Origin of the sequence: Methylacidimicrobium sp. B4 (assembly GCF_017310545.1) — a bacterium.
Taxonomy (GTDB): Bacteria; Verrucomicrobiota; Verrucomicrobiia; order Methylacidiphilales; family Methylacidiphilaceae; genus Methylacidimicrobium.
This window is the reverse complement of record NZ_CP066203.1, coordinates 1,500,509-1,513,672: the sequence shown is the minus strand read 5'-3', so window position 1 is coordinate 1,513,672 and position 13,164 is coordinate 1,500,509. Positions and strand designations below refer to the sequence as shown.

The following is a 13,164-nucleotide window of genomic DNA, read 5'->3' as shown; positions in this document are numbered from 1 at the left end:
CCGCCGCCGCCGGCGAAGGGCCGTAGAGAAAGAGTCAACCATCGCCGGGCTTCGCCTCAGGGGATGCGGCTTCGAAAAGCTCGGCGGGGATGAGATGGCCGAGCTTGTCCACTTTCGCTTGCAGGTAGCGCCAGTTGTAATGATTCGGCTCCCCATGGAGAGGGATGCGCTCCACAATTTCCAGGCCATAGCCTTCGATCCCGATCCGCTTCACGGGATTGTTCGTCAAGAGGAGCAGGCGATGAACCCCCAACGCGCGGAGAATCTGGCAGCCGATCCCGTAATCCCGGTTGTCCGGGGCGAAAGCCAGGGCTGCATTCGCTTCCACCGTATCGAGCCCTGCCTCCTGCAGCTTGTAGCTCTTCAGCTTGTTCAGCAGACCGATGCCCCTGCCTTCTTGGCGCAGATAGAGAAGGATACCCTTGCCCTGCCGCTCAATCCGCGACAAGGCGAGGGCGAGCTGTTCTCCGCAATCGCAGCGCAACGAGTGAAAGACATCTCCCGTAAGACACTGAGAGTGGACGCGAGTCAGCACGGGCTCCTCCGGAGACCAGCTTCCCTTCGTGAGCGCCAACTGCTCATCCCCGGTCAGGACGTCGCGAAAGGCGGTCAGAGCAAACTCGCCGAAGACGGTCGGCAGAGAGACGGTGACAACCTTCTCCACCAGGGACTCGGTTCGCAGCCGATAAGCGATCAAATCTTTGATCGTCACGATCTTGAGATGAAACTCGGAAGCCACGCGCTGGAGATCCGGCACTCGCGCCATCGTCCCGTCGGAGTTCAAAATTTCCACCAGCACTCCCGCCGGGAAGAGTCCGGCCAAGCGCATAAGATCGACCGCCGCCTCGGTGTGGCCGGCGCGCCGAAGCACTCCTCCCTCGGCCGCACGGAGAGGAAAGATATGGCCCGGGCGGCAAAAATGGGCCGGCGCGGCATGGAAATCCGCCAGGGCCCGAACCGTCTTGGCACGGTCCGCCGCCGAAATCCCGGTGCTGGTACCGATCGTATAATCGACCGAAACCGTAAAGGGGGTTCCCTGGAGGGCCGTATTCTGCTGTGGGGAGACCATCCAAGGAAGCTTGAGATCGTCCGCTCGCTCCGGAGTGATGGGAACGCAAATCAGCCCCCGGCCGTGTTGCGCCATGAAGTTGATCGTCTCCGGCGTGCACAGCTCCGCCGACGCGATGAAGTCTCCCTCGTTCTCCCGATCCTCGTTGTCGACGACGATCACGAGCTTGCCCCGGCGGAGATCCTCAAACGCTTCTTCGATCGAGGAAAAGGAGGAATGGGTCATGGGAGAAGGGAGATCCTGCGCTCCGCCCGCGATCCGGGAGCGCGCAACCGGGAGGCCGGTCGCAGGAGACGAAGACCGGAAGACCTGAAGCGGACGGCGGAAGCAGAGCCCATGGCAAGAAGCCTCTCTCTTTTTGAGAGATTGCGTACTATATAGCGGAAGATTATTCTCGGGGCAAATCGATGCGCGCTCTTTTCCTTCCTTGGGCCTGTTTTTTCTCGCTATGGGTCGCATTTCCTACCCTTGGGGAAGCCCAAGCCACCTGGGAGCGGGGTTTTGCGGAGATCGCCGTGCAGGATCATGGAAGGAAGAAGCCCCTGACGAGCTTTGCCGGCGAAAGCTGTCTGCTGCTCTCCGGCAAGCAGAGCGTCGTTCTACCAGACCGGGGGGGAAAGATGGGTGCGCTCCCCTTGCTGCTCTCGCTCTGGCTCTCTCCCGAGGGATGGGAAAAGGAGCCCATCCTGCTGGTCGGCGAGCCGATCCTGCGCGATGCCCTCGGTCTTCCGCCCTCTCGCACGCGCTACTCCTACGAGGAATTGCAACGCAACCAAGGATTGCGGGCACTTGTTCTCCGCCTCGGCGCCCGGGGAATGGCGGCGGAGGAGGACTCGTCCAAGGCGCAGCTGGAGCGGGCGGTGCGCGGCCTGACGGAACGCATGGACCTTTTCTCCCGCATCGTTTCCGGTCACGCTTTGCGGATCATTCCGGAGCCGCCGGGGGGAGAGGGGGGTTGGCTTTCCCTCCCGGAAGCGAGAGCGGTCTATCCCGCCGAGGTGACGGCAAAGCTCGACGCGGCTTGGGAAGCGATGCGGGCGGCCTTCCTTGCGGGCAAGAGCGCGGAGGCCGGCGCCGCCGCATCCCGTCTTGGCGAGGAGATCAGGAGCCTCGATCCCTCCCGCTATCCGGACGCCTCGAAGCTACGTTTCGAGGAAGCCTACCACGAGCTTGAGCCCTGGCGGTGGGCGTGGATCTGTTATGCGGCGTCGGCGATCTGCCTCGCCCTGACCAGCGCATGGGGTCGTCGGCTCGGCTACGGCATCGGATGGGGCTTGGCCTTGACCGGCTTTCTCTTCCAAGTCTACGGCTTCTACTGCCGGGTCGTATTGGCCGGGCGGCCTCCGGTGACGAACATGTACGAGTCGGTGATCTGGGTCGCCTTCGGGGTCGTCCTCTTTGCGCTCCTGCTCGAAGCGGTCTACCGCTCTCGATATCTCCTGCTGGCGGCAATGCCGATTGCGGTCCTCTGTCTCCTCTTCGTCCAGACTCAACCCTTGATTTTCGATCCCTCTCTCCAGCCCCTGGTACCGGTCCTCCGGAACAACTTTTGGCTGACCGTGCATGTTCTGAGCGTGACGTTGAGCTACGCCGCCTTCGGCTTGGCTCTCGGGTTGGGCGACCTCTATCTGTGGAGATGGTTGCGGCGAGGTGCCGGCGCGGATGGAGGTGAGCGGATTCTTACGCAATACATCTACCGTTGCCTGCAGATCGGCGTCTTCTTCCTCGCATCCGGGGTCGTGCTCGGGGCGGTCTGGGCCAATTACTCCTGGGGACGATTTTGGGATTGGGATCCGAAGGAAACCTGGGCTCTGGTGGCCCTTCTCTGCTATTTGGCTCTGCTTCATGGCCGGCTCGCCGGCTGGTGGGGTGAGCTGGGCCTCGCCGTCGGCGCGGTGGTCTGCTTTTTGAGCGTCCTCATGGCTTGGTATGGAGTGAACTTTGTGCTGGGCAAGGGATTGCACAGCTATGGCTTTGGCAGCGGAGCGATCGGTCCCGTAGCAGCCTTCGCACTCGCGGAGCTACTCTTCGTCTGCTGGTGTGGCTGGGTTTGGCGGAAGCGCCGAGCCGGGGAGAGAGGTCCGGCTCTTCCTCTCTCGGCTTCGGGCATCGGCCGCTCCTGATCCCGCCTTCCCTCATCGGAGCCGGCCGGCGGCTACGAGGGCTCTCCGCTCCATTGCCGTCGCCATCTCTCGATTTCGGCCTGAACGAAGCTCGGGCGGGATGAGCCCTCGGTCTGCCTCCGGGTAATCGCCTCTCGTGGATTCCAAAGCCGGGACCATTCTCCGGGAAGATCGGGGTGGAGAGGGGCGACTTCCTCGGACGAGAGCTCGGAGAGGCTAACCCTTTGGGCTTCGGCGCGCACAACCAAGCGGCCGACCGCATGGTGGGCCTCGCGAAAAGCGATCCCGTGGTTGACGAGCCAATCGACCAGGTCGGTGGCAAGCAGTGCGGGATCGGAAGCAGCCTGCTCACACCGGTCTCGATGCACGACAATCCCGGGAATCAATGCCGCCAGGATCTGCAGACAGCCCAAAATGGTGTCGGCGCTATCGAAAAGGGGCTCCTTGTCCTCTTGGAGGTCGCGATTGTAGCTGAGTGGAAGTCCCTTGAGCAGAACGAGTAGAGAGATAAGGTTGCCGGAGAGCCGGGCGGCCTTCCCGCGGACCAGCTCCAGCGAGTCCGGATTCCGTTTTTGGGGCATCAAGCTCGACCCGGTGGTAAACGCTTCCGGAAGCGACACGAATCCGAACTCGCTGGTCGACCAGAGGATCAAGTCTTCCGCGAGCCGAGAAAGATGGGTTCCCAGCAGGGCGAGAGCAGCGAGGTACTCGACGACAAAATCGCGATCGCTCACCGCGTCCATGGAGTTGCGAGCGACTTGAGAAAAGTGGAGCAGCTCCGCCACCCGTTGGCGATGGAGAGGAAGAGTGCTCCCGGCGAGGGCGCCGCTCCCGAGGGGAAGAACGTCCACCCTTCGCCGGGCGTCGGTCAGGCGCTCCGAGTCGCGGGAGAGCATCTCGACGTAGGCGAGCAGATGGTGAGCGAGGAGAACGGGCTGCGCACGCTGCAGGTGGGTGTACCCCGGGATAAGGACGTCGGAATCTCTCTCCGCCCAATCGATGAGAACCTGCTGGACGGCGCGGATCGCCTTGCGGTCCGCATCAATCTCTTCCCTGAGCCAGAGCCGCAAGCCCGTGACGACCTGATCGTTCCGACTCCGGCCCGTGTGCAGCTTTGCTCCGGCGGGAGTGCGCGCACTCAGGGCGCGTTCGATATTCATGTGGAGATCTTCCCAGTCGGTCGACCAAGGGAAGGTTCCCCGCGCGATCTCCTCCTCGATCTCCCGCAGCCCGTGCACGATCTCCTCCCGCTCCTGGATACTGAGCAGCCCGACTTCGCACAGCATGGTCGCATGGGCGATGCTCCCAAGAATATCTTGCCGATAGAGGCGCCGATCGAAGCTCACCGATTCGGAAAAGCGCTTGAGAAGGGCGTCGGGCGCCTCTTGAAAGCGCCCCCCCCAGGCTGAGGTCGAGGGATTCATAAAGGACAAGCGCGCGCTCTTCTGCGGGCAGCCGGCGGAGCGGGAGCCGCGGCGCTACGGAGCTCTTCCGCCTCTGCGCCGGAAAGGAGGCGGTATTGGCCGACGGGGAGCGAGCCGAGGACGAGCGGGCCGTAGGCTACGCGCACCAGCCGAGTTACTGAATATCCCAGGGAATGAAACATGAGCCGGATTTGGCGCTTGATCCCTTGATGGAGCACGACCTGGACACGCCGCGCTCCAAGGATCTGGAAGGAGTCGATCGCGGCGGTTCGGCCTTCAATACGGCATCCGCGAAGGAGCGTAGCGATCTTGGCGCTATCGAGAGGATGGTCGCATTCCACCTCATAAAGCTTGGGAACCTTATGGCGCGGATGCGCCAACCGCTCAATGAGGAGACCGTCGCTTGTGAAGAGCAAAAGCCCTTCGCTCTCCCGATCGAGACGACCGATGTAACGGAGATTTCTCCAGCGGGGAGGCAGGAGGTCATAGACGGTTTTGCGTCCTCGGGGATCGAAGGAGGTGCAGAGAAAACCTCTCGGCTTATGAAGGAGCACCGTCAGGGCGGAGGATGGACGGACCGGTCGACCATCGAGGGCGACAGCATCCTCTGTCGAGACTTGGATCGCGAGGCGATCCTGGACGTGGCCGTTGACGGTCACCCTGCCATCGAGGATGAGCCGTTCTACTCCCCGCCGTGATCCGAGGCCGCAGCGCGCTAGGTATTGATTGAGGCGCACGAGAGTGCCAGATGCTTGAGGGAGATTGCGCCATCCTTTCGGACGGCATGCCAGCCGCCAGCAAGGGGATATTCCTTTCCGTTCCGCTCGCCGCAAGCCAGGCCACGGACCGACTCGACATCCGCAAGGGAAATGTCGGGAACGCCTCGCCGACGAAGCCAAAGGTGGACCACTCGTCGCTGTCGGCCGAGGGGAGCATGGCCCAGGTCTGCAATGGAAAGGCTGTTTCCTTCCGCCTCCTTGCGAACCAGCTCGGTCATCCACTCCTCTTCCGCAATGCGGATACGGCAGAAGCGGAGCAGAGACCGTCGGACATGGGGCGAAAAGCGCTCTTCCAGAAAGGGCAGCAGTTCGTGCCGAATCCGGTTCCGAAGATAGCGTCGGTCGTCGTTCGAGCGATCTTCCCGCCAGTGCAAACCCCGAACGCGCGCATGCTCCCGGACCTGGCTCCGATCGAGCCAGAGAAAGGGGCGGTGAAGACGCAGTCCGGCGCGCACCTCGCTCTCCCGCATGCCCCGCGCGTGGGAGCCGCTGCCGCGCAGCAGCTGCAGGAGAAGCGTTTCCACTTGGTCCTCCGCGTGGTGTCCCAAGGCCAGATCAGAACAGCCCGTCGTGCGGGCAGCGCGTGCGAAAAACTCGTACCGCCGGTTCCGTGCCGCCCCTTCCGACTTGATCCCAGGCGAGCCGCCCTTCTCTTCCAAAAAGGGGAGGCCATACGATGCCGCAAGCTGCCCGACGAAGGCGGCATCCTCCCGACTGTCGGAGCGCCAACCATGATCATAATGAACCACGGTCGGATGCTTGCCGCAGAGAACCAGAGCATCGAGCAGAACGCACGAATCGAGCCCCCCCGAGACCGCAGCCAGGAGCTGGACCGGAAGGTTCTCCACCGCCGAGCATGTTGCATCAAGAGCTGGAGCGGGAACGAGGGCCGCATTCACGGTAGCAGGGAGAAGCATAGGGAGTCTCACGCAGCGATGCAAGGGCTCGGGTCCGGGCAGCTTGCCTGCAAGAAGCCGATTAGCGCGGCGGTGGGGACTCCTCGCCGAGGGAGAGAAGATAGGAGTAGGGATAGATGCCGGTTGCGTGCCCATCGGCCCAGACGATCTGGAGTGCATAGCCTCCGACCACTTGGAGGGACCGCACGACGAAGCTCTCCGCAGAGTAGTCCTTCTTCTTGGGAGAATAGGTCGTCGTTGCCGTGCTCTCGCCCTGGCAGAGCGCACAAGGGCAGTTGCGGCGGAGGGCCTCCAGCGGGAGGTAGCTTTCCCTGCCGTCCCGCCATCGGATCGCTAGTTCGGTGCCGACGAGTTGAACATCGACCGGAGCCAAAGGGGCAGGCACGGGGATCAGGCCGAGCGGTGGCGGCGCTTGACCTTGAGCTGCGCAAGCGAACGAGCCAGCAGCGCCGCCGTGGCCGCCTGCTCCTCCTCTCCAAGCTCCTTCTGGCGCAAAGCCTGTTGCGCGCGCTCGACGGCTTCGGCCACTTTGGCCTCCTCGATCTCTTCTTCGTAGAGGGCCATGTCGGACAGAAGCACGAGGCGTGCGGAAGAAATCTTGGCAAAGCCTTCTCCCACCGCCAGGACCTTACGCTCCCCTCCCGCTTGCAGGACGAGCTCTCCCGGTACGATGCGCGTGATGAGCGGTTCGTGGTTGGGGTAGACGCCCATTTCCCCTTCCTCTCCGGGAAAGGTTGCCATCTCCACGTCCTGGGCGAAGCGCACTCCTTCCGGAGTAACGATTTCCACGTGGAGCAGGCTCATTTGCCACTCGCGACGACCTGGTCGATCGTTCCCTTCATGTAGAAGTTGCCTTCAGGCACCTCATCATGCTTCCCGTCGAGAATCTCGCGGAAGCCCCGAATGGTTTCGGCTACAGGCACGTATTCCCCTTTGGTCCCGGTGAATACTTCGGCCACATGGAACGGTTGGCTCAGGAACCGTTGAATCTTCCGGGCGCGATAGACCGTCTGCTTATCCTCGGGCGAGAGCTCATCCATCCCAAGGATCGCGATGATGTCCTGCAGATCCTTGTAGCGCTGCAGGACGCGCTGTACGCCTCGGGCGACGTTGTAATGCTCCTCTCCCACGATATCTGCCGCAAGCGCCTTGGAGGTCGAGGCGAGAGGGTCTACCGCCGGATAAATCCCCTGCTCGGCGATCGCCCGCTCCAGGACGATCGTCGAATCAAGGTGCGCGAAGGTGTTCGCGGGCGCGGGATCGGTAAGGTCGTCGGCCGGGACGTAGACGGCTTGGAAAGAAGTGATCGAGCCGGTCCGCGTCGAGGTGATCCGTTCCTGCAGCGCCCCCATTTCCGAGGCGAGGGTCGGTTGGTAGCCGACCGCACTGGGCGTGCGCCCGAGAAGGGCGGAGACCTCCGAACCGGCTTGGGAAAAGCGGAAGATGTTGTCGATGAAGAGCAGAACGTCTTGATTCATCTCGTCCCGGAAGTACTCGGCCATCGCCAGGGCGGAGAGCCCGACCCGGAGGCGTGCGCCCGGGGGCTCGTTCATCTGGCCGTAGACCAATGCCACCTTGGAATCGGAGACATTTTCGAGGTTAATGACCTTGGCCTCCGCCATCTCGTTGTAGAGATCGTTTCCCTCGCGCGTTCTTTCGCCCACGCCGGCAAAGACCGAAAATCCCCCGTGCGCCTTGGCGATGTTGTTGATCAGCTCCATGATCACGACCGTCTTGCCCACTCCGGCTCCGCCGAAAGCGCCCGCCTTTCCTCCCCGCAGGAAGGGGCAGATCAAGTCGATGACCTTGATCCCAGTCTCGAGGATCGACGTCTTGGTGCTCTGAGCTGCCAGGTCGGGCGCCTTGCGATGGATCGGGTAGCGCTTGCTCGCCGCGACCGGTCCCCGTTCGTCGACCGGATCGCCCAGCACGTTGAAGACCCGACCGAGGACAGCGGGCCCAACCGGCACCGAAATGGGCTGCCCCGTATCCTCCGCCTCCATGCCCCTGCGGAGCCCGTCGGTGCTCGACATCGCCACGGCGCGCACCCACCCTTCTCCCAGATGCTGTTGCGTTTCGAGCGTGAGCTCGATCATCTTGCCCTCTCTTTCCAGGTGAACCAGCAGGGCATTGTAGATTGCCGGGACGCTCTCTTCCGGGAATTCCAGATCGACGACGGGACCGATGACTTGAACGATTTTACCTGTGCTCATGAACGATTCCTCCTGTCCGCGCACGGATCACTCCAGCGCGATCTGCGCCGTAGCGATCTCCAGAATTTCGCGGGTGATGCCCTCTTGACGCGCCTTGTTGTACTCGAGTGTAAGGTCGCCGACGAGCTCCTTGGCATTTTCGGTCGCGTTCTTCATCGCGATCATGCGGGCGCTGTGCTCCGATGCCAAGCTATCGAGCAGGGCCTGATAGATATTCCAATCGACGAAGAAGGGCAACAGGGCATCGAGCAGCTCCTCAGGAGAGGGCTCGAAGTTGTCCGGCACTACCACGGTTGCGGACGGCTCGCCCTGCGGCAGGGTTTCCGGCGCAATCGGCACGAGTGGACGAATCACCGTCGTCTGCACGAGCGCGTTGACGAAATGGGTGTGAGCGACGTCGATCGCGTCGATCTCACCGGCGGAGAACTTCTCCAGAAGGAATCGGCTGATCCGCTTGCCATCGCGAAAGGTCAGGTTATCCCGCAGCTCGAAATCGGCCAGCAACGTCTCCCCCGTCGAGCTCGGGAGGCTGGCGAGGAAGCTCCTTGCCTTCCGCCCCACGCTCACATAGGCCCGGTCTGGGCTGTGACGGCGGAGCAGCTCGCGAAAGAGGTTCGTATTCAGGGAGCCGCAAAGACCTTTGTCGGTCGAGATGACCAGCACCGCGCGGCGTTGTACCGGCCGCGGGTTGAGCAGCGGGTGCCGCAGCTGCCCCACTTGAGGAACGAGGCTGTGGGTGATCTCCTCGAGCAGCTTCTGATAGGGTCTTCCCTCGAGCGCACGGAGCTGGGCGCGGCGCATCTTGGAGGCGGCTACCATTTGCATCGCCTTGGTGATCTGAGCGGTGTTCTTGACCGAACGGATCCTTCGGCGAATTTCACGGGTGCTGGCCATGGCGGAAGAGCGACGGGGGCGGGTGGCGGCTCTAGGCGGTGTAGGCCTGAGTGAAGTTTTCGAACGCCGACCTGAGAGACTTGGTGATCCCCTCGTCCAGGACGCCCTTTTGACGGATCTCATCGAGAACGCCCGGGTGTCGGCTCTGGAGGAATTGGACCAGCTTTTCCTGAAACGCCTTTACCTGCGGCACTGGGACGGAATCAAAGAAGTTGTTCTGCACCCCCCAGAGAGTGGCCACCTGGACTTCCACCGGCACCGGGCTGTATTGGGGCTGCTTGAAAATTTCCACGATCCGCGCACCACGATCGAGCTTGGCCTTGGTCGCCGGATCGAGGTCCGAGGCAAATTGCGCAAAGGCCGCAAGCTCCCGGAATTGGGCGAGCTCGAGCTTCACCTTTCCCGCAACTTGCCGGATCGCCTTCACTTGGGCGGCCGATCCCACACGCGATACCGAGAGCCCCACGCTGATCGCGGGGCGAATCCCTTGATAGAAGAGATCGGTTTCGAGATAGATCTGCCCGTCGGTAATGGAGATGACGTTGGTCGGAATATAAGCCGAAACGTCGCCAGCCTGAGTCTCGATGATTGGCAGGGCTGTCAAGCTCCCGTTGCCATAGCGCTCGCCGAGCCGGGCCGCCCGCTCCAACAGGCGGGAATGGAGGTAAAAGACATCTCCCGGATAGGCCTCACGGCCCGAAGGCCGCTTGAGCACGAGGGAAAGCTGCCGATAGGCCGCAGCATGCTTGGAGAGATCGTCGTAGACGACCAGTGCATCCATTCCGTTTTCCATGAACCACTCACCGATCGCCGCACCCGCAAATGGGGCGAGGTATTGGAGAGTCACCGGATCCGACGCCGCCGCCACCACGACGATCGTGCTCGACAACGCATCGTGCGATTCGAGCACGTCGAGAACCCGGGCGACGTTGGCATTCTTCTGACCAACGGCGACATAGATCGAATAGAGAGGCCGATAGTCGGGATTGCTCTCGTTGGCACGGTTGATCCGCGCCTGGTTGAGGATGGAATCCACGGCAATCGTCGTCTTTCCGGTCGCACGGTCCCCGATGATCAGCTCGCGCTGGCCGCGGCCGATGGGGATCATGCTGTCAATGGCGGCGATCCCGGTCTGGACCGGCTGGCTGACCGAGCGGCGCTGAATGATGCCGGGCGCGATCCGCTCCATCGGATACGAGAGAGATGCTTCGATCGCGCCCTTTCCATCGAGCGGCTGGCCCAAGGGGCTGATCACCCTCCCCAAGAGCCCCTTTCCCACCGGGACCTGGAGCAACTTTCCCGTAGAGCGCACCTGGTCGCCCTCGCGAATCTGCGTGAACTCTCCCAGAATGACCCCACCAACCTCGGTCTCTTCCAGATTGAGCGCCAAGGCGCGGATGGGTTGACCGAAGGTGTCCCGGCGATCCGGAAACTCGAGAATCTCGTTCATGCCGACATTCCCGAGCCCCTCGATCTTGACCACACCGTCGCCCGTTTCGCGGACGGTGCCCACATCGGTCTTGGCGACTTCCCGTCGGAGGTCCGCGATGCGATTTTCAATCTCTTCGAGTAAGGTGCTCATCGTAGTGCAGTGAGGTGGGTTGAGTACAACAAGTGGCGATTATCAGACTAGCGTGGCTTCCAGCGTTTGCAACCTCTGGGAGATCGATCCGTCCCAGACCGTGCTCCCTTTTTGGATGCGCATGCCTCCAATCAGTTCCGGGCGCACCAGGTAGCGCTTCTCGAGCGCAGCACCGTATCGGGCTTCGAGCACCGCGAAGAGGGAGCCGCCCTGATCAGGGAGCGGGGTAGCGCTCTCAATGGAAAGCGTGTTTTCGGCGATCCGGTAGGCCACCAGCTGACGCAGGCGCTGCAGGATCGGGAGATAGCCGCGCGGCTTTTGGTCGAGCAGCACCGTCACGACCTGACGGACCCTGCCCGGATCAAGAACTGCGCCTTCGAAGCAGAGTCGGAAGAGGGCTTTTGCTTTGCGGCGAGCTTGTCGAGAGAGCTTCACGCTGGATCGATCCTTCTTAATTCCTCTGGGAGTCGGGCGCGGGGGGGAAATCGGTCCGTGGCTCCGCCGGCAGCTGAGCCATCGTCTCGGCGCGCAAGCGCTCCTGATCCTCGACGGACAAAACCTTTCCGGACACCTTGGCCGTGAGGGCGAGCACGAGCTCCCCCACTTCCCGGCGAACGACCGCCCGGCTCTCCTGCTGCTCCTGCTCCGCTCGCGCTCGTGCCTTCGCCAGGATCCGCTCCGATTCTTCCGCCGCTTCTTTGAGGAGCTTCTCGCCTTGCAACTTCGCCGTTTGCTCGGCTTCGGCGATGAGCTGAGAAGCCCGCTCGTTGGCTTGGTGGAGGATTTCTCGCCGCGCTTCCTCCGCGGCCGCGAGCTCCTTCTGAATCCGTTCGGCGTTCTGCAGGCTCTCCGCTATGCGGGTTCGGCGCTCTTCCAGGAGCCGCAGGACCGGTCGATAGGCGAACCGATTCAACACCCAGAGAACGATGGCAAAGTTGATCGTCTGCGCGATGAACCTGGGCCAGTCGATTCCGAGCTGAACGAGTGCGTCGCCCATGAGCAACTACCTCCCGACGACGAAGAAGACCAGAATAGCGAGGCCTTCGGAAAGGGCCATCCCCAAAAGCGCCGTAGTAAAGACAAGCCCGAAGGAGCCCGGATTCCGACCGATGGCTCCGGCGGCCCCCAACGCGGCGAGGCCAACGCCAATGGCGCCGCCGGTAGCCGCAAGACCCACCGCGATATTTCCACTCATTTCCGCAAGGAACATCATACTTGTCACTCTCCTAGATGATTATGGTAGCTGGTTTTCTCTGCTTCTTGTTTCGGGCCGATGCTGCGGCCTGAAAGCATCTCACTTGTGGGACTCCTCGTGCGAGCAAAGAGTCCCCGTGAAGACGATCGCAAGAAGGGTAAAGATCAAGGCCTGGATCAGCGCCACGGCAAATTCGAAGAAGTAAAACGGAACGGCCGCGAGCCCGCCGAGCATGCCGGTCATGAGCACCAGCACCGACTCGCCCCCGTACACGTTCCCATAGAGCCGCATGGCCAGCGCGATGGCCCGAATGACGATCGAAAGGGCTTCCATGAGACCCACGGCGAAGAAGAGGACCGCGAGCGGGATCAAGATCCATCCCTTCATTCCGCCCTTCACCCCAAAGATATGCACGAGGAGGCCCCAGGGGCCGTGGTGGTACTTGAGAGCCCAATAGAGACTCACGAAGAAGTAGATCACGGCCATCGCGCTCGTCATGTTCGCGTCGGACGTCGGCGGTCGCAAAAGAGAGACATGGGGGTGCTCGACGGAGTAGGGCAAATGAGAGCCAGCCTTCACGGTTCCAAAGCCGATCGTGCCCACACCGGGAACCAGCCCGGTCAGGTTGGAGACCGCGATGAAGATGAAGTAGGTGGCGACGAGGGGAAAGCACCAGTCGGCGACCTTGGGCTCAAGCAGCCCTCGCGTGAGGCGTTCCAAACCTTCGACCGCGGCCTCGATCGCGTTCTGGAGGCCCGAGGGCACCATCTCCAGTCGGGCGGTTCCCAGGCGGATCACGAGAAAAAGGAGCAAAAGGATCACCCAGCTATGGACCATCGACGCAGTAATCGGGAGCGGGCCCAGATGAAAAAGCGTGGGGGCCGCTGGATGAACGAGCGGGGCATGGCTGGTAGGCTCGGCCGTAGCTAGGAAAAACATTGAGCTTCCTCCCTTAGTGGAGGAGGGCA

14 protein-coding genes are annotated in these 13,164 nt (G+C 62.3%); 1 reads left to right on the top strand and 13 read right to left on the bottom strand.

Annotated elements, in window-relative coordinates; all coding sequences use genetic code 11:
• Positions 1 to 34: 34 nt before the first annotated feature.
• On the bottom strand, positions 35 to 1,294 hold the full coding sequence (locus tag MacB4_RS07235) for a bifunctional 3,4-dihydroxy-2-butanone-4-phosphate synthase/GTP cyclohydrolase II (RefSeq protein ID WP_206863215.1): 1,260 nt from the start codon (positions 1,292 to 1,294) through the stop codon (positions 35 to 37).
• A 182-nt stretch (positions 1,295 to 1,476) separates the two neighbouring features.
• Here MacB4_RS07235 and MacB4_RS07230 point away from each other — a divergent pair, with 182 nt between their 5' ends.
• Positions 1,477 to 3,192, top strand: coding sequence for a cytochrome c biogenesis protein (locus MacB4_RS07230; RefSeq protein WP_206863214.1), 1,716 nt, complete (start codon positions 1,477 to 1,479; stop codon positions 3,190 to 3,192).
• Between the two features lie 32 nt (positions 3,193 to 3,224).
• On the opposite strand, the gene argH is transcribed toward MacB4_RS07230, so the two are convergent.
• From argH to MacB4_RS07170, 12 genes are all read right to left on the bottom strand, one after another.
• A complete protein-coding gene (gene argH, locus MacB4_RS07225; RefSeq protein ID WP_206863213.1) occupies positions 3,225 to 4,616 on the bottom strand; it encodes an argininosuccinate lyase in 1,392 nt (463 codons plus the stop codon).
• A complete protein-coding gene (locus MacB4_RS07220) occupies positions 4,613 to 5,353 on the bottom strand; it encodes a pseudouridine synthase (RefSeq protein ID WP_206863212.1) in 741 nt (246 codons plus the stop codon). Before MacB4_RS07220 ends, argH begins: the two co-directional genes overlap by 4 nt.
• Positions 5,332 to 6,243, bottom strand: coding sequence for a tRNA lysidine(34) synthetase TilS (tilS, locus tag MacB4_RS07215; protein ID WP_206863211.1), 912 nt, complete (start codon positions 6,241 to 6,243; stop codon positions 5,332 to 5,334). The genes MacB4_RS07220 and tilS overlap by 22 nt, the downstream gene beginning before the upstream one ends.
• 130 nt (positions 6,244 to 6,373) lie before the next feature.
• Complete coding sequence (locus MacB4_RS07210) at positions 6,374 to 6,697, bottom strand: DUF971 domain-containing protein (RefSeq protein ID WP_242529165.1); 324 nt, start codon at positions 6,695 to 6,697, stop codon at positions 6,374 to 6,376.
• A gap of 5 nt (positions 6,698 to 6,702) precedes the next feature.
• Entirely contained in the window at positions 6,703 to 7,116 is a 414-nt protein-coding gene (gene atpC, locus MacB4_RS07205) for an ATP synthase F1 subunit epsilon (protein ID WP_206863210.1), read from the bottom strand.
• On the bottom strand, positions 7,113 to 8,525 hold the full coding sequence (atpD, locus tag MacB4_RS07200) for a F0F1 ATP synthase subunit beta (RefSeq protein ID WP_206863209.1): 1,413 nt from the start codon (positions 8,523 to 8,525) through the stop codon (positions 7,113 to 7,115). The genes atpC and atpD overlap by 4 nt, the downstream gene beginning before the upstream one ends.
• A gap of 27 nt (positions 8,526 to 8,552) precedes the next feature.
• Complete coding sequence (gene atpG, locus MacB4_RS07195; protein ID WP_206863208.1) at positions 8,553 to 9,419, bottom strand: ATP synthase F1 subunit gamma; 867 nt, start codon at positions 9,417 to 9,419, stop codon at positions 8,553 to 8,555.
• 31 nt (positions 9,420 to 9,450) lie between these two features.
• Entirely contained in the window at positions 9,451 to 11,001 is a 1,551-nt protein-coding gene (gene atpA / locus MacB4_RS07190; RefSeq protein ID WP_206863207.1) for a F0F1 ATP synthase subunit alpha, read from the bottom strand.
• 42 nt (positions 11,002 to 11,043) lie between these two features.
• Positions 11,044 to 11,436 (bottom strand): F0F1 ATP synthase subunit delta, encoded by a 393-nt coding sequence (locus tag MacB4_RS07185; RefSeq protein ID WP_206863206.1) that lies wholly within the window; start codon positions 11,434 to 11,436, stop codon positions 11,044 to 11,046.
• Between the two features lie 16 nt (positions 11,437 to 11,452).
• On the bottom strand, positions 11,453 to 11,998 hold the full coding sequence (gene atpF / locus MacB4_RS07180) for a F0F1 ATP synthase subunit B (RefSeq protein WP_206863205.1): 546 nt from the start codon (positions 11,996 to 11,998) through the stop codon (positions 11,453 to 11,455).
• A gap of 6 nt (positions 11,999 to 12,004) precedes the next feature.
• A complete protein-coding gene (locus tag MacB4_RS07175) occupies positions 12,005 to 12,196 on the bottom strand; it encodes an ATPase (protein WP_370568344.1) in 192 nt (63 codons plus the stop codon).
• A 99-nt stretch (positions 12,197 to 12,295) separates the two neighbouring features.
• Positions 12,296 to 13,135: a F0F1 ATP synthase subunit A gene (locus tag MacB4_RS07170; RefSeq protein WP_206863204.1), complete on the bottom strand. Its 840-nt coding sequence runs from the start codon at positions 13,133 to 13,135 to the stop codon at positions 12,296 to 12,298.
• Between the last annotated feature and the right edge of the window lie 29 nt (positions 13,136 to 13,164).

What these genes read in the sequence shown, in the direction of transcription:
- MacB4_RS07235 (WP_206863215.1), bottom strand. Translation starts at nt 1,294, where the DNA reads ATGACCCATTCCTCCTTTTCCTCGATCGAAGAAGCGTTTGAGGATCTC.
- MacB4_RS07230 (WP_206863214.1), top strand. Translation starts at nt 1,477, where the DNA reads ATGCGCGCTCTTTTCCTTCCTTGGGCCTGTTTTTTCTCGCTATGGGTC.
- argH (WP_206863213.1), bottom strand. Translation starts at nt 4,616, where the DNA reads ATGAATCCCTCGACCTCAGCCTGGGGGGGGCGCTTTCAAGAGGCGCCC.
- atpC (WP_206863210.1), bottom strand. Translation starts at nt 7,116, where the DNA reads ATGAGCCTGCTCCACGTGGAAATCGTTACTCCGGAAGGAGTGCGCTTC.
- atpD (WP_206863209.1), bottom strand. Translation starts at nt 8,525, where the DNA reads ATGAGCACAGGTAAAATCGTTCAAGTCATCGGTCCCGTCGTCGATCTG.
- atpG (WP_206863208.1), bottom strand. Translation starts at nt 9,419, where the DNA reads ATGGCCAGCACCCGTGAAATTCGCCGAAGGATCCGTTCGGTCAAGAAC.
- atpA (WP_206863207.1), bottom strand. Translation starts at nt 11,001, where the DNA reads ATGAGCACCTTACTCGAAGAGATTGAAAATCGCATCGCGGACCTCCGA.
- atpF (WP_206863205.1), bottom strand. Translation starts at nt 11,998, where the DNA reads ATGGGCGACGCACTCGTTCAGCTCGGAATCGACTGGCCCAGGTTCATC.
- MacB4_RS07175 (WP_370568344.1), bottom strand. Translation starts at nt 12,196, where the DNA reads ATGAGTGGAAATATCGCGGTGGGTCTTGCGGCTACCGGCGGCGCCATT.
- MacB4_RS07170 (WP_206863204.1), bottom strand. Translation starts at nt 13,135, where the DNA reads ATGTTTTTCCTAGCTACGGCCGAGCCTACCAGCCATGCCCCGCTCGTT.